Origin of the sequence: Pseudomonas sp. AM8 (assembly GCF_036346475.1) — a bacterium.
Taxonomy (GTDB): domain Bacteria; phylum Pseudomonadota; class Gammaproteobacteria; order Pseudomonadales; family Pseudomonadaceae; genus Aquipseudomonas; species Aquipseudomonas marginalis.
In genome coordinates, this window is the sequence record NZ_JAOTNX010000005.1 from 192,244 (window position 1) to 215,028 (window position 22,785).

At 60.4% G+C, this 22,785-nt stretch carries 24 protein-coding genes and 1 pseudogene; 9 read left to right on the top strand and 16 right to left on the bottom strand.

Going from position 1 to position 22,785, the window contains the following annotated elements; all coding sequences use genetic code 11:
• Positions 1-236: 236 nt before the first annotated feature.
• Positions 237-758 (top strand): annotated as a pseudogene (locus V3W40_RS34720) (methyl-accepting chemotaxis protein); the annotation flags it as partial.
• Between the two features lie 252 nt (positions 759-1,010).
• On the opposite strand, the gene V3W40_RS14580 reads toward V3W40_RS34720, so the two are convergent.
• Together V3W40_RS14580 and V3W40_RS14585 are read right to left on the bottom strand one after the other, a co-directional pair.
• Positions 1,011-1,499, bottom strand: a complete 489-nt coding sequence (locus V3W40_RS14580; protein WP_074845701.1) for a GNAT family N-acetyltransferase — start codon at positions 1,497-1,499, stop codon at positions 1,011-1,013.
• A gap of 144 nt (positions 1,500-1,643) precedes the next feature.
• On the bottom strand, positions 1,644-2,546 hold the full coding sequence (locus V3W40_RS14585; RefSeq protein ID WP_065947806.1) for a LysR substrate-binding domain-containing protein: 903 nt from the start codon (positions 2,544-2,546) through the stop codon (positions 1,644-1,646).
• Positions 2,547-2,703: 157 nt separating this feature from the next.
• Here V3W40_RS14585 and V3W40_RS14590 point away from each other — a divergent pair, with 157 nt between their 5' ends.
• The 3 genes from V3W40_RS14590 to V3W40_RS14600 are packed head-to-tail and all read left to right on the top strand — an operon-like array spanning position 2,704 to position 4,444.
• Positions 2,704-3,264, top strand: coding sequence for a sugar ABC transporter (locus V3W40_RS14590; RefSeq protein ID WP_074845708.1), 561 nt, complete (start codon positions 2,704-2,706; stop codon positions 3,262-3,264).
• Positions 3,257-3,583: a hypothetical protein gene (locus V3W40_RS14595; RefSeq protein WP_065926074.1), complete on the top strand. Its 327-nt coding sequence runs from the start codon at positions 3,257-3,259 to the stop codon at positions 3,581-3,583. The genes V3W40_RS14590 and V3W40_RS14595 overlap by 8 nt, the downstream gene beginning before the upstream one ends.
• Before the next feature lie 21 nt (positions 3,584-3,604).
• Positions 3,605-4,444 carry an MBL fold metallo-hydrolase gene (locus V3W40_RS14600; protein ID WP_330215216.1) on the top strand — a complete coding sequence of 280 codons (840 nt, stop codon included), beginning with the start codon at positions 3,605-3,607 and terminating at the stop codon, positions 4,442-4,444.
• Between the two features lie 131 nt (positions 4,445-4,575).
• Here V3W40_RS14600 and V3W40_RS14605 read toward each other — a convergent pair whose 3' ends face one another.
• The 11 genes from V3W40_RS14605 to urtA all read right to left on the bottom strand — a co-directional run bounded on the left by V3W40_RS14605 (position 4,576) and on the right by urtA (position 14,543).
• Entirely contained in the window at positions 4,576-5,454 is an 879-nt protein-coding gene (locus tag V3W40_RS14605) for an urease accessory protein UreD (RefSeq protein ID WP_083221215.1), read from the bottom strand.
• Positions 5,451-6,104, bottom strand: coding sequence for an urease accessory protein UreG (gene ureG, locus V3W40_RS14610; protein WP_027603381.1), 654 nt, complete (start codon positions 6,102-6,104; stop codon positions 5,451-5,453). The genes V3W40_RS14605 and ureG overlap by 4 nt, the downstream gene beginning before the upstream one ends.
• A 26-nt stretch (positions 6,105-6,130) precedes the next feature.
• On the bottom strand, positions 6,131-7,843 hold the full coding sequence (ureC, locus tag V3W40_RS14615; RefSeq protein WP_330215217.1) for an urease subunit alpha: 1,713 nt from the start codon (positions 7,841-7,843) through the stop codon (positions 6,131-6,133).
• Positions 7,844-7,846: 3 nt separating this feature from the next.
• The gene (locus V3W40_RS14620) at positions 7,847-8,542 is read right to left on the bottom strand and encodes an urease subunit beta (RefSeq protein WP_065926078.1); all 696 of its coding nucleotides are present in this window, start codon (positions 8,540-8,542) and stop codon (positions 7,847-7,849) included.
• 45 nt (positions 8,543-8,587) lie between these two features.
• Positions 8,588-9,343: an urease accessory protein UreF gene (locus V3W40_RS14625; RefSeq protein WP_330215218.1), complete on the bottom strand. Its 756-nt coding sequence runs from the start codon at positions 9,341-9,343 to the stop codon at positions 8,588-8,590.
• Positions 9,340-9,780 (bottom strand): urease accessory protein UreE, encoded by a 441-nt coding sequence (ureE, locus tag V3W40_RS14630; protein ID WP_065947803.1) that lies wholly within the window; start codon positions 9,778-9,780, stop codon positions 9,340-9,342. The genes V3W40_RS14625 and ureE overlap by 4 nt, the downstream gene beginning before the upstream one ends.
• Positions 9,781-9,803: 23 nt before the next feature.
• Positions 9,804-10,493, bottom strand: coding sequence for an urea ABC transporter ATP-binding subunit UrtE (gene urtE, locus V3W40_RS14635; protein WP_092488400.1), 690 nt, complete (start codon positions 10,491-10,493; stop codon positions 9,804-9,806).
• Between the two features lie 2 nt (positions 10,494-10,495).
• The gene (gene urtD, locus V3W40_RS14640) at positions 10,496-11,233 is read right to left on the bottom strand and encodes an urea ABC transporter ATP-binding protein UrtD (RefSeq protein ID WP_027603387.1); all 738 of its coding nucleotides are present in this window, start codon (positions 11,231-11,233) and stop codon (positions 10,496-10,498) included.
• On the bottom strand, positions 11,230-12,378 hold the full coding sequence (urtC, locus tag V3W40_RS14645) for an urea ABC transporter permease subunit UrtC (RefSeq protein ID WP_027603388.1): 1,149 nt from the start codon (positions 12,376-12,378) through the stop codon (positions 11,230-11,232). Before urtC ends, urtD begins: the two co-directional genes overlap by 4 nt.
• Before the next feature lies 1 nt (position 12,379).
• A complete protein-coding gene (gene urtB / locus V3W40_RS14650; RefSeq protein WP_027603389.1) occupies positions 12,380-13,282 on the bottom strand; it encodes an urea ABC transporter permease subunit UrtB in 903 nt (300 codons plus the stop codon).
• A gap of 79 nt (positions 13,283-13,361) precedes the next feature.
• Complete coding sequence (gene urtA / locus V3W40_RS14655) at positions 13,362-14,543, bottom strand: urea ABC transporter substrate-binding protein (RefSeq protein WP_137212777.1); 1,182 nt, start codon at positions 14,541-14,543, stop codon at positions 13,362-13,364.
• 651 nt (positions 14,544-15,194) lie between these two features.
• On the opposite strand from urtA, the gene V3W40_RS14660 reads away from it, so the two are divergent.
• The 4 genes from V3W40_RS14660 to V3W40_RS14675 all read left to right on the top strand — a co-directional run bounded on the left by V3W40_RS14660 (position 15,195) and on the right by V3W40_RS14675 (position 19,144).
• Positions 15,195-16,343, top strand: a complete 1,149-nt coding sequence (locus V3W40_RS14660; RefSeq protein ID WP_065926082.1) for a transporter substrate-binding domain-containing protein — start codon at positions 15,195-15,197, stop codon at positions 16,341-16,343.
• The gene (locus V3W40_RS14665) at positions 16,340-16,972 is read left to right on the top strand and encodes an ANTAR domain-containing response regulator (RefSeq protein WP_065926083.1); all 633 of its coding nucleotides are present in this window, start codon (positions 16,340-16,342) and stop codon (positions 16,970-16,972) included. The genes V3W40_RS14660 and V3W40_RS14665 overlap by 4 nt, the downstream gene beginning before the upstream one ends.
• A gap of 213 nt (positions 16,973-17,185) precedes the next feature.
• Positions 17,186-18,721, top strand: coding sequence for an amidase (locus V3W40_RS14670; protein WP_323146689.1), 1,536 nt, complete (start codon positions 17,186-17,188; stop codon positions 18,719-18,721).
• A gap of 54 nt (positions 18,722-18,775) precedes the next feature.
• Entirely contained in the window at positions 18,776-19,144 is a 369-nt protein-coding gene (locus V3W40_RS14675) for an NAD-dependent epimerase/dehydratase family protein (RefSeq protein ID WP_065926085.1), read from the top strand.
• Here V3W40_RS14675 and V3W40_RS14680 read toward each other — a convergent pair.
• The 3 genes from V3W40_RS14680 to V3W40_RS14690 form a co-directional block, all read right to left on the bottom strand.
• Positions 19,044-19,505, bottom strand: coding sequence for an SCP2 sterol-binding domain-containing protein (locus V3W40_RS14680; protein WP_242001099.1), 462 nt, complete (start codon positions 19,503-19,505; stop codon positions 19,044-19,046). The two genes, V3W40_RS14675 and V3W40_RS14680, sit on opposite strands and share 101 nt — an antisense overlap.
• 22 nt (positions 19,506-19,527) lie before the next feature.
• Complete coding sequence (locus V3W40_RS14685) at positions 19,528-20,373, bottom strand: alpha/beta fold hydrolase (RefSeq protein WP_065926086.1); 846 nt, start codon at positions 20,371-20,373, stop codon at positions 19,528-19,530.
• 561 nt (positions 20,374-20,934) lie between these two features.
• Positions 20,935-22,035 carry an alkene reductase gene (locus V3W40_RS14690; protein WP_065947800.1) on the bottom strand — a complete coding sequence of 367 codons (1,101 nt, stop codon included), beginning with the start codon at positions 22,033-22,035 and terminating at the stop codon, positions 20,935-20,937.
• Between the two features lie 148 nt (positions 22,036-22,183).
• On the opposite strand from V3W40_RS14690, the gene V3W40_RS14695 reads away from it, so the two are divergent.
• Entirely contained in the window at positions 22,184-22,771 is a 588-nt protein-coding gene (locus V3W40_RS14695; RefSeq protein WP_065926140.1) for a TetR/AcrR family transcriptional regulator, read from the top strand.
• The last annotated feature ends 14 nt before the right edge of the window (positions 22,772-22,785 follow it).

Below are 22,785 nucleotides of genomic sequence, written 5' to 3' on the forward strand. Positions count from 1 at the left end.
CCAGCTTGCAAACCCGCGAAGCCGAGCAGGTAGCCGCAGCCATCATGCAAATGGCGGCGACGGTTAATGAAGTATCCGGGTATGCCGCGCAGGCAGCTGATGCCTCCCGGTTGGCTGATACTGACGTGGGAAGTGGGAACAAATTGGTTGCAAGCACCACGGTTGCTATCGAACAGCTGGCATTAACCCTCGAGCAAACGACTGCTACCGTGAACCAGGTCTCCAAACATAGTGAAAATATTGCGTCAGTGATCGACGTAATCAACTCCATCGCCTCGCAAACCAATTTGCTTGCTTTGAACGCAGCTATCGAGGCTGCTAGAGCTGGCGAGCACGGGCGTGGATTTGCGGTGGTAGCGGACGAAGTACGTTCCTTGGCCAACCGGACACAGCAGTCGACCGAAGAAATTCGAGAGATGATCAGTACGTTGCAATCGGGTACCGAAACAGCATCTCAAACCATGCGCGATAGTTGTGAGCTGGCGAGCCAAACGGTCACACAAACACGCAGTGCGCAGGAGGCGTTGGCAAGGATCAGTGAGCAGGTTGCCGCTATCAGTCATATGAACGCCCAGATCGCGAGTGCCTCCGTGCAGCAGAGTAGCGTGACCGATGAGGTCGCTGAAAACATCAACCGCATTCATGGCTCGACGGTTGAGTCGGCCAATGGCGCGCGCCAAGTGGCAGCAGCCAGCATCGAGCTATCAGATTTAGCGGATCGTCTTACCGCTAAAGTGGCGTTCTTCTCTGCGGCTTAGTGGATTCGACAGTTTTTCACAGCCGGACTGACGTTTATGCGCGACCGCTGGGCTACTCAGCAGGATGCTTCGACAAGAAGTAATAAATATCCTATCAAACCCCGTAACGCTTGTTTCCACCTGAGGTAATGCAGTACCTACCCCTTGATCCTTGTTGCACAGCGCTGCCCATTCAGCACTGATACAGCAGAACCAAAGCAACTGACTGAATACCTGAAAGCAGCTGCATTAAGCGGGCTTTCAAGGTGAGTATCATGCTCGGGCCGCTCTGCTGCGGGTCATATGGATGAGTGCTGATCTACGACTATCCAGGGAGATTCGCTCTTCGACAGCAAAGGGCAAGAAGCCTAGTTTTGGATAAAGCAGCAAGCCTGCTGTATTTTCATTGAAGCACGAGATCTGCACCTCTGTGGCGTCGTAGCGGTCGAACGCCAGAGCTGTCATCGTCTCCACGATGAAGGTCGCCACACCTTTACCTCGTGCCTCTTGGGCAACGATGACATTGCCGATACAGCAAACCCCACCCGTTTCAGCCCGATAGAAGTTAGCAAAGCCGACAACGCTGTTCCGGGTCTCGACAACCGTGGAGTCGAATCGTTGAGTAATAGCGTTAGACAGTTGAGCTTCAGTCAGAGGGTATTGAGCTTTCGGGAACATATAAAACAGTTCCCGAGCGTTCAGGGGAAAGCTACAGATAGTTTTGATGTCGTCAGCCTTCACTGGCCTGTGTTGCAATATCATCGCGCGTCCTTGAGGTCTGTGTTTCCGGCATTTTAGCTCAACTATATTTGCTCAAGCACCTTGCCTGATTACCGGGGGCATGCATCGATGCATACATAAAAACGTATGGGACAACCTGGTGGCAGGCCTGCAAAAGGAGGTTCCCTACGACTCAACCGTCGTTGCTTTCTTCGCTTCGTCCAGCATCCATTGAGCAAACGCTTGTATTGGCTCTCTGCTCAATGCGATGGGCTCGGGGAGGATGAGGCAGAAGGTTTTGGAAATGGTTTTCCCCTCTGGCCACGGAGCGACCAGACGTCCTAACGCCAGTTCAGTTTCAACGTAAAGACGCGGGACCAGCGCAACACCGAGGCCGGCCAATGCCGCCTCGATCAACATGCCGTGAAGATCGTAGCGCGCACCAATCGCTGGATTGGTAAGTGGGATCCCCGTTTCCAGGGAATAGCGCTGCCAGGCATCCGGGTTCTGCCGTCGGTGCAGGCGTGGAAGCATGTCCAGTGTTGCTGCTCCTGTGCTCTCTTGGAGCAATGCAGGATGACAAACAGGAACCAGCACTTCATGCAAAAGGTGGTGAGTCCGCATACCCGTCCACGCTGGGTGCTCGAAATGGATGGCAGCATCGAATCCGCTCCCGGCCAGGACGAAGGGGTCCATGCGCTCGGCCAAATGCACAGTGATGTTCGGATGCTTTTGCTGGAATCGTGTCAAGCGAGGAATGAGCCATCGCATCGCGAACGTCGGGATAGTGGCGATGTCCAGGCTCGCACCATCGTTCGGCTGCCCCATTAAGTACTGACTGTCCCGATCCAGGCGGTCCAGCGATTCGCGAACTTGGGCCGCGTAGCGTTCCCCGTTGGGCAGGAGCCGGACACGATTGCCGACTCGTTCGAATAGCGCGACACCGAGGAAGGCTTCCAGCCGGCCAATCTGGCGACTGATGGCGCCTTCAGTCAAAGACAGTTCTTCTGCCGCGCGCGCGAAGCTGCCGTGACGAGCGGCCGCCTCGAATGCTGTCAATGCCGTGCTGCTCGGGATCTTCTTTCGCATAAGCGTTCTCGGTCTAAGGGTGGTGATCCAGATAAGCTTGAGCTTTTATCACTGAAGTATACCGAAAAATCGCTTTATTCGTTGATGTCAAGGCCATACCGTGATGGAACATCAACAAGGAGGGCCGGACACACGATGTTCGGTCGCGACGTTATCCATGATCTATACCGTCGAGTGCAGCTTTACCGACCCCGCCAGCGAAGCCGAGTGGAATGATTTCTATAGCCTGGAAAAACTACCCGCGCTTATTTCCGTGAGCGGGTTCCATACCTCGCAGCGCTTCAAGGCGTTGAGCACGGGTTGCCCTGTCTACCTTGCCATGCATTCGATCGACGGCCTGGCCGTGCTTGAAGGCGATGAGTATCGCCAGAAGGGCGGCGGCAATTTTGCACGCTGGCAGCAGCACATCACCGATTGGCACCGCAATCTGTATGGCGCCCTTGAACGTGCGCCTGCCGTCGGTGAAGGCGAGCATCTGATCGTAAGCGCAGTCGGTCCCGAGCCGCTCATCGAGAGGGGGCTGGCGCCTGATCGGATGCGCGCCGTCGCATTGGAGAAGTGCCCTGAAATCAGATGGCTGGCGAAGCTGGATAGCTCCATCCGTCTCGATGTGGATACCCTTCCGAACCACGTACACCTCTATGCTCCGATGACCGCGCAGTTGACGAGTGGCAGTGGCGCACTGCCCCACACGCCGGGGCAAAACCGACATGCCTAACCTGACAATCTTCATCCAGGCGGAAAAGATGCCGCCCGAGGCGAATCTGGCGGAACTCACTGAAGAATGTACTCGGCTTTGCACGGACGTCCTCCAGGCTACGTTGGACAACGTGCATGTCATCTATGTCTCTGTTCGCCAAGGGCGCGGGCATCCTGCTTACGCGGAAATCAGGTACCGCCTCGAACCGCTCAGAACGCCATCGGTCATGGATGTCTTCATGGCGCGACTGGATGAGGCCGTAGAGCGCCATGCGGGGCTAACGGCGCGCATCCGTTGTATCGGCTATCCAGCTGCTGCCATTTACGCGCGGAACTGATGACGCGCAAGGAGTGCTGCAATGAGCGACATGAAATTTCCGGGCCAGCAGATCGGCGAGTTTTCGATTACGGCCATCAGTGACGGATACCTTTGCGCAAGTCTGGATCTCCTCTCCAATATCGATCCTGCGCAGGCGTCCAAGTTGCAGCAGGACGCAGGCGTGAGCGACCCATCCTCGATCCACATCAACTGTTACCTGGTGCGTGGAAGGGGCCGCACGATTCTCATCGATGCGGGGGCTGGTGGTTTCAAGCAGTGGGGCGGAAAGCTGAAGGCCAATCTCGCACTGGCTGGCGTGCAACCCTCTGACATTGACGCGATTCTCCTGACTCACGCACATCCCGACCATGTTGGGGGGCTGGTTGATTCTTCCGGGGCAGCTGTCTTTCCCGATGCAGAGTTGGTCGTGCACCAGCGTGAGGTTTCTTTCTGGGAGGACGATGGCAATCTCAGCCGAGCGAGTGAGCGTGCTCGTGGCAACTTTCTGTTTGCTCGGAAGGTGTTCGATCAGTATCGGGAGAAAATGCGCACATTTACTGATAACGAAGTCCTCCCTGGCATCAGTGCGACGCCCCTTCTGGGGCATACGGCGGGGCATTCCGGTTATCGCCTCGAATCCGATCAGAGGAGTCTGTTGATCTGGGGGGATATCGTTCATTTCCCTCAAGTCCAGATTGCGCGTCCCGACGTATCCATTGCATTTGACCAAGACCCGCTGCTTTCCGCCGCCACACGTTCAAAGTTGTTGGATGTCGTCAGCTCGGACAAGATTCTTATCGCGGGTATGCACCTTTGCGAGCTTGGATTTGCACATGTCGAGCGGATAGGCAAGACCTACAAAATTTCCTACGAAACTTAGCGGCTGTTCGAGATGCCTACGATGCATCGGCTGCGGCGAATGAGGTCATTGATCCCACGGCGCCTCCTGCCAGCGGTCGAACAGAAAATCGCTGAACGCCGTCAGCCGGCGTGGATTGTAATCGTCACTCCTCATTTGCGGCGCATACGCGGTGCCACACCGGTCAGATGCTCACGTACACACGCCCAGGCTATGTGAAGGCTGTTGCGCAGTGACACGGCATCAAGGGTCATGATGCGTAATGAAACCCCGCAATCGTTGGGCAATGCGCTGACACCCAGATAGCTGTCGGGGTGAGTGGGCAGGGCATTGCGCAATGCGGTTTTCAGCGCTTCGACAGGCAAGCCCTGACCCACGAGCATGAATGTCGCCAGGGTCTGGAAGGCACCACTGACGCCCGGTAATTGCCGCAGCAGGTCTTGCCCGTTCAGCGCCAGGCGATCGCCGGCCAGCAAGCGGCCTGCCGGGCAGCGCACTTCCAGGTCGGCGCGGTAGACATCGAAGAGGCCGGCACTGTCCTGGGGGGTGTGCAGGCAAAACGCGTCGCACAGCATCACCCTGGCGCCCGGGTGCAGATTCACCCTTACCTGGCTGTGCAGTTTTGCCTGGGGAAACAGGATCGTCGCCATAGGCAGGTACTCCAGTAGCGCTCCGTGTTCGGCGGTGAGGCTGACGGTCTGCCGTGCCGATTGCTCGAGCATACTGTGGGCTACCGTCGCCGCGCCAGTGCTGACATGCACTTGAGTGTCCGGCCCGGCATGCAGGTGCATCCGCAAATCCTGGCCTGCGAAAATCCCGCCCGAGCAAGACTGCACATACACGGCGGCCATGCCTTTCGGGTCGTCGGGCAGCTTCAGGGTGCGGCCCAGATGAAAGGGATAGCCCACGCGCTGTTCGCTGATATAACTGGCGCCGGACGGCGCTTTGCTGAAGGCAATCCGGGCCTGCACCTGCGAGGATGCCTTGGGCGGTGCAATCAACGGGTGAAACAGTTCCTGCGGCGCGTTCATGGTCGGTCAAACAACACGGCGCGGCTGATGGCGTCGACGACCGCGTCGACCCCGTCACCCGTCGCGCAGTTGGTGAACAGCACGGGCCGGCCGTTGCGGGCTTCGGCTGACTCGCGACGCATGCGTGGCAGATCCACGCCCACATAGGGCGCCAGATCATATTTGTTGACCACCAGTAGATCACAGCTCAACACGCCGGGCCCTCGTTTGCGCGGGATGTCATCGCCGCCGGCGACATCAATGACAAAGATCCAGTAATCCACCAGATCCAACGAGAAGGTCGAGGCCAGGTTATCGCCGCCGGACTCAATCAGGATCAGGTCCAGGTTCTCGAATCGCGCTTCCAGCTCGTCGGCCATTTGCAGGTTCAGCGTCGGGTCTTCGCGGATCGCCGTGTGCGGGCAGGCGCCGGTTTCCACCGCGAGCACCCGTTGTGGGTCGATCAGGCCGCTGCGCTGCACGCGTTCGGCGTCCTCGCGGGTCGCCAGGTCGTTGGTGATGATGGCCAGCTCGGTGCCGCGCGCGATGAAGCGCGGAATCAGTTGCTCCAGCAGGCGAGTCTTGCCCGAGCCGACCGGGCCGCCGATCCCGACGCGCGCGGCGCCGGGGTGGGGTTGCGGCTGCGGTGCGGCGTTGAATGCAGTGCTCATTAGCAGGTTCCTTTTATTGGCTGTTATCAGCGCAGCATGTAGCGCTGGGCCAGGGGCACTTCGCTGACCGGCTCGCAGCTCAGGCGCTCACCGTCGGCGTACACATCGAAGGTCTGGGGGTCGACGCGAATGTCCGGGCAGGCGTCGTTGTGCAACATGTCGGACTTGCGCAGCGTGCGGGTGCCGAAGGCCGGCAACAGGGCTTTTTTCAGGCCCAGTTTCTCAGCGGTATCGGCCTCCACCGCAAGGCGATTGACGAAATTCACCGACAGTGCCTGTTTGGCCTCACCAAAGGCCCCCCATTGCGGGCGCATGATCAGCGGCTCGCAGGTGTACAGCGAGGCTGCCGAGTCGCCCATCACGCCGTGCACGATAAACCCGCCCTTGACCACCAGCTCCGGCTTGACGCCAAAAAAGGCCGGCCGCCACAGCACCAGGTCAGCGAGCTTGCCCGGCTCCAGCGAGCCGATGTAACTGTCGATGCCGAACACCCGCGCAGCGTTGATCGTATACTTGGCGATGTAACGCTTGATGCGTTCGTTGTCGCCCAATCCGGTTTTTTCTTCCGGTAGACGGCCGCGTTGGTCTTTCATCTTCGAGGCCAGCTGCCAGGTGCGGCAGATCACCTCGTTGATGCGCCCCATGCCCTGGCTGTCGGAGCCCAGGATCGAAATTGCGCCGGTGTCGTGCAGGATGTCTTCGGCGGCGATGGTCTGCGGACGCACTCTGGATTCGGCGAACGCCACGTCTTCCGGCACGTCCGGATTGAGGTGATGGCAGACCATGATCATGTCCAGGTGCTCGTCGAAGGTGTTGACGGTGTACGGGTTGGTCGGGTTGGTCGAGGAGGGGATGCAATTGGATTTTCCCGCCACGCTGATGATGTCCGGGGCGTGGCCGCCGCCTGCGCCTTCGGTGTGGTACATGTGGATTGTGCGGTCGCCGATGGCGGCCAGGGTGTCTTCGAGAAAACCCGATTCATTCAGGGTGTCGGTGTGCAACTGCACCTGGAAGTCGTATTCATCGGCCACCTTGAGGCAGGTATCGATCACGGCGGGCATCGCGCCCCAGTCCTCGTGGATCTTCAATCCCAGGCAGCCACCGCGCAGTTGGCCGAGCAGCGATTCCGGCTTGCTGGAATTGCCCCTGCCGAGAAAGCCGAAATTGATTGGCCAGGCTTCAGAGGCCTGCAGCATCTTGCCGACGTTCCATTCGCCGCCGCAGTCGATCCCCACGGTAATCGGCCCGAGCGAGCCGCCGATCAGCGTCGTCAGGCCCGCCGCCAGCGCGTGATCGCACAGTTGCGCCGAGTCGAAATGCACGTGCACGTCGATCCCGCCCGGCGTGACGATCAGGCCTTCTGCGTCGCGCACGGTGGTTGCGACGCCGCAGATCAATTGCGGATGGACACCGTCCATGACCTGCGGATTGCCGGCCTTGCCGATGGCCACGATCTTGCCGTCCTTGATGCCGATGTCGCCTTTGACGATGCCGATCACCGGGTCGATGATCAGCGCGTTGCAGATCAGCATGTCCAGCGCGCCGTCTGCGCTGTCATGCCCCGGCATCAGGCCCATGCCGTCGCGCAGGGTCTTGCCGCCGCCGTGCAGGCATTCATCGCCGGGCACCGCGTAGTCGAATTCCACCTCGGCCAGCAGCGACGTATCCCCCAGGCGCACCGCGTCGCCGGTGGTGGGGCCGTACATCGCGGCGTATTCCTTGCGCGTCATTGTTGCCATGGGTCACGCCCCCTTGAACTGTTGTGCGCGGGCTCGATCAAGCGCGATGGCTTTGCAGGCCGGATCGTGCAGGTTGCCATTGGTCAAACCGCTGAAACCGTAGATGTCCCCCGTGCCGCCGAATTGCACCAGCTGCACTTCGCGCAGCTCCCCCGGCTCAAAACGTACGGCGGTGCCCGCGGGAATGTCCAGGTGCATGCCGAAGGCGGCGGTGCGGGGGAAATCCAGCGCCTTGTTGACTTCGAAAAAGTGGTAGTGACTGCCGATTTGCACCGGCCGGTCGCCGGTATTGATGGCCCGTACGGTGGTCGTGGGGCGACCGCTGTTGAGTTGTATATCGCCCTCGGGCGAGATGATTTCCCCAGGCGTCGGCATGACGGCCAACGGCAACTGCCCGGGTCGAATCGGCTGATGCACGGTGACCAGTTTGGTGCCATCGGGGAACGTACCTTCCACCTGCAGTACCGGCAGCAGATCGGCCACGCCGGGCATGACGTCGTCAGTGTTGAGGAGTGTCGAGCCGAAACCGATCAGCTCGGCCACGCTGCGACCCTCACGGGCGCCTTCGAGGATTTCATCGGCAATCAGCGCCGAGGCTTCCGGAAAGTTCAGGCGCAGCCCTTTGGTGCGGCGTTTGCGCGCAAGTTCGGCGGCGGTGTATAGCGTCAGCCGCTCAAGTTCGGTGGGCGTCAGCAGCATGTTCAAGCTCCTGTGTCGGCAGCAGGCGTTTTCGTGCCCGCCACCTCAATTGGCGAAAAGACGGAGGTCCTGGGTTTCGTGCCGCATCACGGCGATCTCGGCCATGGGTGTGAAGCCGCTGGCGTCGTCGAGGGTGAGTGGCGCCTGAGCCAGCAGTTGCAGCAGCAAGGGCTGGATGTCGGTGAGCACCCGCTGCGCATCCACATGCCCCATTACGCCCAGGCGCACAGCGGCACTGACCAATCCGGTGCACAGCCCATGGGCGGCGGCGAGTTGGCAGTGCTCGAGTTGCATGCCGAGTTGTTGCCACAGCAGCCCTTGCAACACCGGCAAATGCCCCGGCGTTGCCCAGGCGAGCACGTGTTGCTGGTAAGCGGCAGCGCCGGGGGTACCGAGCGCGACATGCACGCCCAGCAACGATTGGCCGACGCGACGTGAGCCTTGGCGCAGTTCCTCGGCCAGGGTCAGGGCCTCGATGTGACTGTCCAGGTCCATCAGGGTGGCGAGGTCAGCCGCTGCATGCCAGGCGGCGCATAAAAACACCCGGTCAAAACTGTTCCAGCGATGGCGCAATTGACCTTCGACGAAGGCCCGCACCTGAACGCTGCGATCATTCTGCAGGCCGCGCTGACGGCGCCTGACAGGGACGGGGTCGGTCATCGCGGCGTTCTGCCCCAGGCGCGCATCGGCCACCAGCGTTTCCAGGCCCCATGACCAGGCAACCGCACCACCAGGGAAAAAACTGTCGGCCTGTTGCAGTGCCAACAGGCTGCTGCGCAACTCGGCCGGTGCGGCGTTCATAGGCGCAGCACCCGGCCGTCCGCGAGCAGCGGCGCCAGACGCTCGAGGTAGTCGGCCTCCGGGCCATTCAGCGGGATCCGTAACGCAGTGCCTGCAAAGCGCACGGCCCAGTGCATGTTGCCGGCGAAATACCCCAGCTCCAGCGCTGCGGCAGCGTCCCGCGGTTGCAGGTCGAGAAAGTGCACGTCCTGCATGTGCACGACGATGGCGCGCTGACCGTCGAGCATCAGCACCGAGCCGTTACGCAGCTGCTGATGGCGCTCCAGCCGAATCGCACAGTCGGTGCCGCGATCACTGGCCAGGCGCAGGCGATGACGCTGAATGTCGCTGGCCGACAGGCTGAGGGTTTCGACCAGGCCTGCGTGGCTGAGGTCATGCAAGCGGTCGGCGAGGGCAGGGTCGCTGGCCTGGCCCAGAATGCGGTCGAGGATCAACATGGTGTGTGCTCTCAGGTCTGGTTTCAGATGGTCAGGTAGCGCAGGATGCGCTCGCGGTCGACGGTTTCGCGGACCTCGCTGTGCACGAACTCGCCTTTCTCGATGATCAGGTAACGGTCGGCCACCGCCATCGCAAACGACAGCACCTGTTCGGAGACGATCAGCGAAAATCCCCGTTCTTTTTTCAGCAGGTTCAGGGCCCGGGCGATGTCCTTGATGATCGACGGCTGAATGCCCTCGGTCGGCTCATCCAGGATCAACACTTTGGGGTTGGAGACCAGCGCGCGGGCAATCGCCAGCTGTTGTTGCTGGCCGCCGGAGAGGTTGCCGCCCTTGCGTCGACGCATCTCGAACAGCACCGGGAAGTACTCGTAGATGTAGTCGGGAATCGGTGCGGCAGGGGCGCCCTGCATGCCGGTGAGGATGTTTTCCTCCACCGTCAGGTACGGAAAAATCATCCGCCCCTGCGGCACGAAGCCCACCCCGGCGGCGACCCGCTCATAGCTCTTGCTGGCGCTGAGTTCCCGGCCCGCCAGCGTGATGCTGCCGCTGCGCGCCGGCAGCATGCCCACCAGGCTTCTGAGCAGGGTGGTCTTGCCCATGCCGTTGCGACCCATGATCGCCAGGGACTCGGCCGGTGCGAGGGTCAGGTCGAGATTGCGCAGCACATGGCTGTCGCCGTAATACACGTTCAGGTTATTGACGGTCAGCATGCTCAGTGCCCCAGGTAGACGTCGATGACGCGAGGATCGTTTTGCACCTGATCCATCGAGCCGTAGGCCAGGGTTTTGCCCTGGTGCAGGACGGTGACTTTGTCAGCCACTGACTTCACGAACTCCATGTCGTGCTCGATGATCACCATGGCGCGGCCCTTGGCGATGCGCTTGAGCAGGCCTGCGGTCTTTTCCCGCTCGCCTGCACTCATGCCGGCCACCGGCTCGTCCAGCAGTAACAGTTCCGGGCGCTGCATCAGCAGCATGCCGATCTCCAGCCACTGCTTTTGCCCGTGGGACAACAGCCCGGCTTTGCGCCCCAGCTGGTCCTGCAGGAAAATCATCTCGGCGGTCTGCTCGATCTCTGCTTGCAGGGCCGGGTCTTTGCGGGCGAACAGGCAGTTGAAAATGCCGCGTTTGCCGGGCGACGAGATGTCGAGGTTCTCGCGCACGGTGAGGTCTTCATACACCGAAGGGTTCTGGAACTTGCGCCCAACGCCCGCGCGGGTGATCTGGTATTCGATCATGTTGGCCAGTTGCAGGTCCTTGAAACGGATGCTGCCGGCACTCGGTCGGGTTTTGCCGCAGATCATGTCAAGCAGGGTGGTCTTGCCCGCGCCGTTAGGCCCGATCACAACGTGCACCTGGTTTTCTTCGACATAGAAATTAAGGCTGTCCACTGCCTTGAAACCGTCGAACGACACCGTGAGGTCTTCGACACTCAGCAACAGGCCACTCATGACTGCACCTCCTGTTTGTTGTGGCCAAGGCGTTGCAGCAAACCGGCCAGCCCGGTCGGCAAGAACAGCACCACGCCCATGAACAGGAAACCGATGAAGTACTGCCAGAAGTTGACGAAATTTTCCGACAGGTAGGTTTTGGCCACGCCGATCAACAGCGTGCCGTACACCGCACCGACCAGCGACAGACGCCCGCCGAGGGCTGCGTAAATCACGATTTCGGTCGAAGGAATGATGCCCACCAGCGACGGCGACGCGAGGCCGACCTGCAGGGTGAACATCACCCCGCCGAGCGCGGAGATCAGTGCTGCGACGGCAAAGATGAACGCTTTGAACAGTGCTGTGTTGTAGCCGGAAAACCGTACGCGGTCCTCACGGTCACGGATCGCCACCACCACTTTGCCCAGCCGGCTGCGCAGGATGAACCCGCACAACGCCACGCAGCCCAGCAGTAACAGGGTGGTGATCAGGTACAGAATCCAGGGCGTTTGAGGCGTTTGCAGGCTCAGGCCAAAGGCGGTCTTGAAGTCGGTCAGGCCGTTGACGCCGCCGGTGTAGCCTTGCTGGCCGATGATCATGATCGACATGATCGCCGCCAACGACAGGGTGATGATCGAGAAGTACACGCCGCCCACGCGCTTCTTGAAATACGCGTAGCTGAACACAAACGCGAGCAATGCCGGGAGGACGAGGATCGCCGCAAAGGTGAATGTCGCCGACTCGAAAGGCTTCCACCACCAGGGCAGCGCGTCGACGCTGTTCCAGATCATGAAGTCCGGCAACGCCGAGCCGTAGAAGGCGGCGAGCGCGCTCGCCGCTTCGTCGTTGGCGGTGGCTTCAAGTTTCAGGTACATCGCCATCATGTAGCTGCCAAGGCCAAAGAAGATGCCCTGGCCCAGGCTGAGTATCCCGCCGTAGCCCCAGATCATCACCATGCCCACGGCGCAGAACGCCAGGCTCAGGTATTTGCCGGCCAGGCCCAGGCGAAAGTCGCCCAGGCTCAGGGGCAATATCACCAGCAACAGCAGCGACAGCCAGACCAGGCTGTGGCGCTCGAGCAACGGCAGCAACCCGGTGCGCAGCCGGCGCGTGGTCGGCGTCGAGGTGCTGGGGCGGGTGAGGGGCGTCTCAGTCATATCGTTCATCTCAGCGTCTCACTTTCGCGGCGAACAAGCCGTTGGGGCGGAAGAACAGCAGCACGATCACCACCAGCAGCGTGATGGCTTTGGCCATGGACCCGGTGGTGAGGTATTCCAGCGAAATCTGCGTCTGGCCGATGGCGAAGGCCGACAGGAAGGTGCCCAGCAAACTCTCCACCCCGCCAAACACCACGACGATGAAGGTGTCGACCAGGTACTGCTGGCCGCTGACCGGGCCGGTCGAGGCCAGCATGGTGAACGAGCTGCCGGCGATCCCTGCCAGCCCGCAGCCCAGGGCAAACGTGACCGCATCGACACGGGCGGTGTTAATGCCGGCTGCCCCCGCCATGGCGCGGTTCTGGGTCACCGCGCGAATGCGCAGCCCCCAGCGGCTGCGGTACAAAAACAGAAACACGGCGCCGGCGATCACCAGTGTCAGGCCGATGATGAAAATCCGATTGAGCGGCAGTTCCAGGCCTTCGCTGATCTTCCACGCGCCTTGCAGCCATTGCACCGTGGGCACGCTGACTTCCTTGGGGCCGAAGACCTGGCGGAACACCTGCTGCAGCACCAGCGACAGGCCCCAGGTCGCCAGAAGCGTGTCGAGCGGGCGGTTGTACATGAAGCGAATAAAGCAGCGCTCGAGCAGGAAACCGAACGCGAAGGTCACGACGAAGGCCACGCCGATGCCGATCACGAAATACCAGCCCATGTAGTCGGGAAAGTAGCGCGCAAACACCACGGACGTGACGTAGGTCATGTACGACCCCATCGCCATCAACTCGCCGTGGGCCATGTTGATTACGCCCATCAGGCCGAACACGATGGTCAGCCCCAGGGCCATCAGCACCAACACCGAGAACAGCGAAAACCCGCTGAAGACCTGCATCACCAAAATATCGAAAGTCATTGCGTCGCTACCTGTCGCTGCACGTTGGCGGACCGCGTGGGCGGGAGAGGGCGCGAGTCAGATCGCGCCCGACCCTGCATCACAGTTTCGGGAAAGGGTTAGGCTCGATGGGCGCGGACTCGTAGATCACGTCAACCTGGCCCTGGGCGTTGAGGGCGCCGATGCGCGCACGCTTCCACAGGTGGTGGTTGTCCTTGTGGACCTTGACCTCGCCTTCAGGCGCGTCGAGGGTCAGCTCCGAGGACGCGGCGATCACGGCCGGGACGTCGAAACTGCCGGCTTTTTCCACGGCTTTCTTCCACAGGTACACGGCGGTGTACGCGGCCGCCATCGGGTCGCCGACTACGCGTTTGTCGCCATAGCGGGCCTTGAAGGCGGCGACGAATTTCTCGTTGACCGGGTTTTTCAGGCTCTGGAAGTAGCTCATGCAGGTGAGAAAGCCGGTGAGGTTTTCGGCGCCGATGCCGGTGACTTCTTCTTCGGTGACGGCCAGCGCCATCAGCGTCTGGTTGCTGCTGTCGATGCCGGCGGCCTTGAGCTGTTTGTAGAACGCCACGTTTGAGCCACCGACGATGGTGGACAGTACGATGTCGGGCTTGGCGGCCTTGATTTTGTTGATCACCGAGGAGAACTCGATGTTGCCCAGGGGCAGGTAATCCTCACCGACGATGGATCCGCCCTGCTTGGTCACCGACGCCCGTGCCAGCTTGTTGGTGGTGCGCGGCCAGATGTAGTCCGAGCCCACGAGGTAGACGGTCTTGCCTTTGTTGGCCATCAACCAGCTGACGGCTGCCAGGGTTTGCTGCGACGCTTCGGCGCCGGTGTAGATGATGGCCGGGGATTTTTCCAGGCCTTCATAGAACGTCGGGTAATACAGCAACGCCTTGTTGCGTTCGAACACTGGCAACACCGCTTTACGCGACGCCGAGGTGAAGGCGCCGAACGTAGCTACAACGTGATCGTTTTCCAACAGCTTGCGCGCCTTCTCGGCGAAGGTCGGCCAATCGCTGGCACCGTCCTCGACGATCGGTTCGATGGTCTTGCCGAGCACGCCACCGCTGGCGTTGATTTCGTCGATGGCGAGTTTTTCCGCGTCCACCACCGAGGCCTCACTGATGGCCATGGTGCCGGTCAGCGAGTGGATGATGCCGACCTTCACGGTCTCGGCTGCCTGCACCTGGCTGACCAGGGAAAACGGCAACAGGCTGAAGGCGCCCAGCAACAGGGCATGCTTGATCAAACGGCGTTTGTCGTTGTGCATTCACTTCTCTCCAGGAATAAAAAAAGCCCGACATCCCGGCTAAATCAATAGTCGGGAAATCAGGCTTCTTGTGCCGAATCTGGCGGGACAGCTGTGTCCGATCCAGTCGTACGCGAGGTGCTTCCCTACTTGCCAAGGGGGCGTAGGGCAAACAGCTGGCGCGATGTCTCTGGAGAGTTATAGCAAGGGCAGTGCCAATTGCGACCAGGGCGTTTTCCGGGCAGTCGAAGGGGCGTGCGAGTGACGCCTGCATCTATTGTCGCGTGTCACTGGCCTGCGCTGCTTTGGCGCGAATGCACCCTGAATGCACCAATACCGTGAGCGTGTGGGCGGCATGGATGGGCTCCACGGCAAGGATTGAAACCGGCCGGCGCCGCGGGTGCAGCTCGCCCATTGCGTGTGGCCCACTATCTGCATGAGCGACAGGCAACACCCTCGCAGGGTCCCTTGTCACACGCCCATTCTCGGCAGGTGTGGAAGGCCCCTCGCATGACTGGCCCTGACAGTGTTGTCGCGCCAGCCCCAGGCACAACCCGCCTGAGAGCAGCCATTTTGTTATACGGCGTCTCGCTCAATCATTATTTGCACAGGCCTCCAGACCCCCAATCCACGAGCGGGTGTCTTTTATCACGTTGAACAAGGTTGATAGGCATGGTTGACCAGTCGATCCGCATAGGCGGTCTGTTTTCCGATACCGGTGTCACGGCGGCTGCCGAGGGCTCGACGATGCGCGGCGCGCAGTTTGCAATTGCGCAGATCAATGCGGCAGGCGGGGTCGGTGGTCGCCCGCTGCAGTTGATCACCCGCAACCCCGATTCAACGCCTGCGCTGTACGCCATGCATATCGAATCGCTGATCCGCGAAGAACACCTGCGGTTTTTCTTTGGTTGCTACACCTCGGCTGCACGCAAGGCGGCACTGCCGATTGTCGAGCGCTACGACGCCCTGTTGCTGTACCCGGTGTATTACGAAGGTTTCGAGTATTCGCGCAACATTATCTACACCGGCGCCACACCGAATCACAATGCCTTGCCCCTGGGCAATTACATGCTCGACAACTTCGGCAATCGCGTGTTGATGATCGGTTCCGAGTACGTCTACCCGTACGAAACCAATCGCTTGATGAGCGACCTGTTGTACGAGCGTGGCGGTACCAAGCTGGGCGAGTATTACCTGCCGCTGAAAAACGCACGTCCGGAAGATTTTGCCAAACTGATGGTCAAGGCCAGGGAGCTCAAGCCCTCGTTTATTTTCTCGACGGTCGTCGGCGAAACCATGGGGCATTTGTACCAGGCCTACGCCGACGCAGGCTTTGACCCCTCGGTGATGCCGATTGCCAGCCTGACGACCAGCGAAACCGACATCCAGCAAATGGGGGTTCACCTGGGCACTGGGCATATCTCGGCGGCTACGTATTTTCAGTCGGTGGACACGCCGACCAACCGCCAATGCATCGCCCAATACCGCGAGTTGTTTGGTCAACACCAGGTCACTGACCGTTGCTGGGAGGCGGCGTACTTTCAGGTGCACTTGCTGGCCAAGGCGATCATTCGAGCTGGCAGCACGCAAGTGGAGGATGTGCTGCAGGCCATGCGCGGGCTGGAATTCGAAGCGCCACAAGGACGCATTCGGGTCGATGCCAACAATCACCACACGTACCTGTTTTCGCGGATTGGCCGGGCCAACGTCGAGGGCCAATTCGACATCCTTTACGAAAGCCAGAGTGCACTCAAGCCTGACCCTTATGCCATTGCACCCAATTTCAATGAATGGTCCGGCTCGGTGGGGAGACGTCCATGACCTTGCGCGCCGCCAAGAAACGCCTGCGCAACGACAGCGCGACAGGCATCAAGGACCTGCGCGATGTCAGCGTATTGGTGATCCACCCGGATGACGAGGATGGACGCAACCTGATCGAGCAGTTGCAGCGCATCGGTTGTCAGGTGCGTGTGCAATGGCCGATTCCGGAGCGCTTGAGCGCCGAGGCGGACGTGATCGTATTGGCGGTGTCGCCGGAAAGCCTGTCGACCAACACGCCATGGCTGCTGCACGCCAGCACGCCGCCGATCATTCCGGTGATTGCCTATGAGAACCCGATCATCGTCGAGGCATTGGTGCAACTGAACGCTTGCGCTGTCATCCCTTCGCCCGTGAAGTCGTTCGGTTTGCTGACCGCTTTGGCGATCACCCTGAGTCAGTCACGCAAGGCCCGCGAACGGGAACGGCACGTCAAGCGCCTGGAAGGGCGCATGGCGGTCATGCGCACCGTGCAGCAGGCGAAAATAATCCTTATCGAAACCAAGGGCATGTCGGAGACCGATGCCTACAACGCCTTGCGAGATCAAGCCATGGCCAAACGCGAACCGGTGGAAAAAATCGCCGAAGCGCTGGTCAAGGCCCATGAGTTGTTCCGACAAGCCTGTTCCTGAACAGCCTTTGAGCATCAAGCTTGTGAGGGCTTGATCCTCTTCTGCGTGGACGTTTGCCATACGCCTCCCTTGGCAGGTATGGATCACCGCGTGGCGACCGGCGTGGACAATGGAGTCCTCCGGAGCGAGCCGTAACCTGTGCAGTGGGCACGGGTGGCGCGCGTCAATGATCGCCCGAGATCGGGTGGTTCTTAACGTCATTTGGAGAACACCATGTCCGTAAAACGCCCCAGCAAAGCCGACTTTCTGATTGCCGCCGAAGACCACGGTTATCACCTGACAGATAGCCAGATGGAGGCCTTCCTCAACCTGGCCGATGAAACGTTGAATTCCTACGAAGCCATCGATGCGCTCTACGCTGCCAACGTCGCGCAGCAACCGCCTGAACGCGAATACAACAAAGCCGCCGAGGCAGACAACCTGCACGGCGCCTGGTACGTGAAAACCCGAATCGTCGGCGCGGCGCAAGGCCCGTTGGCCGGCAAGACGGTGGTCATCAAGGACAATGTGTCGGTGGCTGGCGTGCCCATGGCTAACGGCTCATTGAGCCTGGACGGTTATATCCCGTCCGAAGACGCCACTGTGGTCAAACGCTTGCTGGCGGCCGGGGCCACGGTGGTGGGCAAGTCGGTGTGTGAAGACTTGTGTTTTTCCGGGGCAAGTTTTACCTCCGCCAGCGGCCCGGTTAAAAACCCCTGGGACCTGACGCGCAACGCAGGCGGTTCGTCCAGCGGCAGTGCGGTGCTGGTGGCGCTTGGCCAAGTCGACATGGCCATCGGCGGCGATCAGGGCGGTTCGATCCGGATGCCGTCGGCCTGGAGCGGCATCGTCGGGCACAAGCCGACTTACGGCCTGGTGCCTTACACCGGCGCTTTTCCGATTGAGCGGACCATCGACCATGTGGGCCCGATGGCCAATAACGTACGCGATGTGGCAGCGATGCTCGATGTCATTGCGGGGGCCGATGGGCTTGATTCCCGGCAGAAAAATCCGCCAGCGGTCAACTGCCTCGCGACGCTGGAGCAGGGCGTGGCCGGCTTGAAAATCGGCTTGCTGCGAGAAGGTTTTGCGATCCCGGGAATGTCCGAGCCGCAGGTGGATGCCCTGGTCAAGGCGGCGGTTGCCCAGCTTGAAAGCCTGGGCGCCAGCGTCGGCGAAGCAAGCGCGCCGTGGCACACGGGCGTGGCGTTGGATCTGTGGAACGTGATTGCCACTGACGGCGCGGCGTATCAGATGTTGCAGGGCAATGGTTACGGCATGAACGTCGACGGTTATTACGACCCGGACATCATGAGTTACTTCGGCGAAAAACGCCGCGAACACGCCGATGCGTTGTCCAGTAGCGTGCGAGCGGTTGCGTTGACCGGTCACTACAGCCTGAAAAACCTGCATGGCGCCTACTACGCCAAGGCGCGGATGCTGGTACCGGAGCTGACGCGCCAGTACGACGAGGCATTCAAGGATTTTGACGTGTTGGTGATGCCCACCATGCCCTTCGTAGCCACGCCGTTGACCGCCGCGGACGCACCCGTGGAGGAGTACGTGCACAGTGCACTGGACATGCTTGCCAATACCGCGCCGTTTGACCTCACGGGGCACCCCGCGACATCGATCCCGGCGGGGCTTGCGGACGGCTTGCCGGTCGCCATGATGATCGTTGCTCCGCGCTTCCAGGACGCCCTCGCACTGCGCGTTGCCCAGGCCTACGAACACGCCCGCGGCGTATTCCCTAAACCCCCGGCGCTGTAAACCGATGGCCTGCCCAGGCGCTGGCGAATACGTTCGCTGGCGACTGGGCCTGGAATGGCCAGCGCGCAACGCCTGCTGGCAGAAGGCTGGCGTGTGCAGGGGCTGAGTCGCCGCGCTGCCGGTATCGATCATCCGCGCTTTCACTGGACTGAATGCGATCTGAGTGACTTGCAGGCCTTGGATCAAGCCTTGCAGCCCATCGAAACGGTGGATGCCATCGTCCACGCGGCAGGTTTCATGCGTACCGCCCCGTTGGGGCAGTTGCAGCCGCAGGATGGCCAAGCCATGTGGCAGGTTCACGTGGCGGCGGCGAGCCATTTGGTCAACACCCTGCACGCCAGGCTGCACCCCGGCGCCCGAATCGTGATGATCGGCAGCCGCACGATGCAAGGCGTCGTGAAAAGACCTGCGCGGGGTCTTTAGCCGGCTGCAAGTATTCTGTTAATCCCTGGAACCACATCACCTCGACAAAATCACCGCTGATTTTCAGATCGCCTGTACGCAACCCCGTCAGGAATTCATCCTTGCTGTCTTTAGCCGACAGAATGGCGAAGCCTCTTTCTGTGTTTCTAAACGACAGCGTGAATGCCGGCTTTTGCGTTAAACCTGCGGCGGATTTTATCTTTCCGTTCGCAACGGTGAAGTAGCGACCCACGCCATCCTCTGTTCGAATCTGAAAGACCAACGACTTGCCTTTAACAAATTTTGCGCAGCCGGGGTTTTTCTTGATGGCCCGCTGAAACAGCTTGGTCAGCGCCCACAACAAAAATTTAAACTTCAGCATGATGTGCTGGCTCCGTAAGTTGTCATTCGCTGAGGAACGCGATGGCGTGTTTCAGAAAGCGCTCAGGGCATTGGAATTGGGCGCCGTGGCCCGCATCCGGGTACAGGAATAACTGGGCGTTCGGGATGTTCTGGGCCATGTACCAGGAGTTGACTGTTGGAATCATGACGTCATTCATGCCGTTCAGGATGAACGTTGGCTGTTTGATAGCGCGCAGATGATTGAAGGGATCATTTGGGTCCAGCTTGGGCATAAAGTGCATGTGGGCTTCGATCTGTGCCTGCATCACCTGCACAGAGCTGGGTGGATCCTGGTCGACACGCTGATGACGGCGCTCCCAGAACGCGAGCCCTGCCTGCCGCGCCGCCTCGGAGCGACCGAAAAACAGAAACAGAAAATCGTCCACTGTGGGAATGGGCCGTGGTGCGGCCTCCAGCACGCCAGGGTCTGAGTCCGGATTACCGCCACGAGGCCCGGTACCCAGCAGCATCAGTTTGCGCACGAGGTCGGGATGGCGTCGTGTCAGGTCCTGGGCGATAAAACCGCCAAGCGAGAAACCCAGCACATCGACTGTTGATAGACCGAGTGCGCGGATCACTGCGGCAGCGTCGTCGGCCATCAGCTCAATTCGGTTACGCGGCTCTCCGGAAGAAGAGGCAATGCCGCGACCGTTGTAGAGGATGACCTCGCGCCCTGCCGCCAGCCCATCCGTCATGATGGGGTCCCAATGATCCATGCCGCCACGGAAATGCTGGAGGAGGAACAGCGGAGGCTGATCTGTCTTGTCATTGCCCCAGCGGCGATAGGCAAATGTCTCGCCATCGACGTCGATATACAGGGTAGGGGCGGTTAGATGGCTATAGCTCATTTTGAAGTCCTCCAAGGGGTTGTCATCTGATGCAGCAAACCATGGCTGTTTGGGTACAGATTGCACCCGCGCGGGTTGTCCGCACCGGGCTCGATGTCTGGTTGCACTGCGACGGGTGTTGACGGAGCAATGCGACTTCGCAGTGTTACTGCTGCAACATCAAGCTACGCCAGACGATTACAGGCTGAGCCGCGTCTTCAGGTACTTTGCTGGTCGGTGACTGCGCAGGTGTCGCTTCGTCACGTTGTGGCGCTTGATCCTGATATGGGCCTGTGTGTCCTGTATCGGGTGGTGCGGCTGCGGTTGATTCAACGCACTCATTGATGTCGCACTTATCGTTATTCAACTTCATCTTTCCAGCCTTTTGCGCGCTCCTGCCTTACCCCTTGTGCCCCCAGTCGTGATCGTTCTGTAATCGACGCTGGCTCGTTTGGTGCCAGAACACAGGTAACGACACCAAGCGCGCCATTTATACGGAGTTACCTGGACCTTCCCGGATACAAGCTTCGGTCACGCAGTGAGAGGGATGCACAAATAAAACCTGGCCCGGTCAGGCACCGCCTAGTTGGTGGCAGCGCTTGATTCGGCCAGTGTCGGGTAGTCGATGTAGCCCGTCGCACCGCCGCCGTAGAGGGTGGTGGGGTCGAAGGCGGACAGCGGCGCACCGGCCTTGAGCCGCTCCACCAGATCCGGGTTGCCGATAAACGGGCGGCCAAAGGCGATGAGGTCAGCCTTGTCCTGCGCAAGCCGCGAGTTGGCCAGGTTTTGGTCGTAGCCATTGTTGGCGATGTAGGTGTTCTGGAAGCGCTGGCGCAACGCGTCGAAATCAAACGGCGCCACGTCGCGTGGCCCACCGGTCGCGCCTTCGACGACGTGCAGGTAAACGATGTCGAGCGCATTGAGTTGGTCGACGATGTAATCGAACTGAGCCTGCGGCTCACTGCTCGACACACCATTGGCGGGCGAGACCGGCGACAGGCGAATGCCCGTGCGGTCCGCGCCAATCTCGGCGACCACTGCAGCGGTCACTTCCAGCAACAGGCGCGCACGATTTTCGATCGAACCGCCGTAGGCATCGGTACGCTGGTTGGCGCCGTCCTTGATGAATTGATCGAGTAAATAGCCGTTTGCACCGTGGAGTTCCACGCCGTCGAAGCCGGCCGCAATGGCGTTTGCTGCCGCTTGGCGGAAATCGTTGACGATGCCTGGCAGTTCGTCGAGTTCGAGTGCGCGTGGCTCGGACACGTCGGCAAAGCCGTTATTGACGAAGGTCTTGGTCTGGGCACGGATGGCCGACGGCGCTACTGGGGCGGCACCGCCCGGTTGCAGGTCCACATGGGAAACCCGGCCAACGTGCCACAGCTGCACAAAAATCTTGCCGCCCTTGGCATGCACCGCTTCGGTAACCCGGCGCCAGCCGTCGATCTGCGCCTGGGTGTAAAGACCGGGTGTGTCTTGGTAACCCTGCGCCTGCGCCGAAATCTGGGTGGCCTCGGTGATCAGCAGTCCGGCCGAAGCGCGCTGGCTGTAGTAAGTGGGGGCGAACTCGCTGGGCACCAGTCCAGTGCCGGCGCGATTGCGCGTCAGGGGCGCGAGCACGATGCGGTTGGCGAGGGTCAGTGAGCCAAGGGTATAGGCAGTAAACAGATTTTGATCGGTCATGTGAGGTGTCTTCTGTGGCTGTGGCGGAAGAGGGATTTGGTTTGCCTTTATGATGGTGATCATAATCAAAGCTGTCAATTATTTTGATTGCAATCAACATCTATGTACTATGGGCGTAGGTTTTTTGTGCAAGTTCGAGGTATCGCAGGTGAAAGTGACCAAAGCGCAGGCGCAGGCAAATCGCGAGCACATCGTCGAGACGGCCTCCGTGTTGTTTCGTGAGCGGGGGTTTGACGGCGTAGGTTTGGTGGATCTCATGGGGGCCGCCGGGTTCACCCACGGAGGTTTCTACAAACATTTCGGCTCAAAGGCCGATCTGATGGCCGAGGCTGCAGCCAGCAGTCTTTCCCGGTCGCTCGCCGGCACCGAGGCGCTTGATATTCAGACGTTCATCGATATCTACGTGTCGAGGGATCACCGTGACCGGCGTGGCGAGGGCTGCACCATGGCGGCCCTGTGTGGAGACGCCGCGCGTCAGTCGGATGAGCTGAAGCGTGCATTCGCCGAAGGCATAGACCGCATGCTGCAAGCGTTGGTGCAAAAGTCTCCGACCGTCGAAGACGCTGCGCCGGGCGAGACGAGAGCGAAGATGATCGACGTACTGGCTCATGCCGTTGGCGCGATGGTGTTGTCGCGAGCGTGTCCGGATGATTCGCCGCTCGCCGATGAAATACTTGAGGTTTGCCACGCCCGGATATCGGCTTCCTTGCCGGTATCGCCAGGCAGCGAGCAATAGTCCGGGAGACCTCA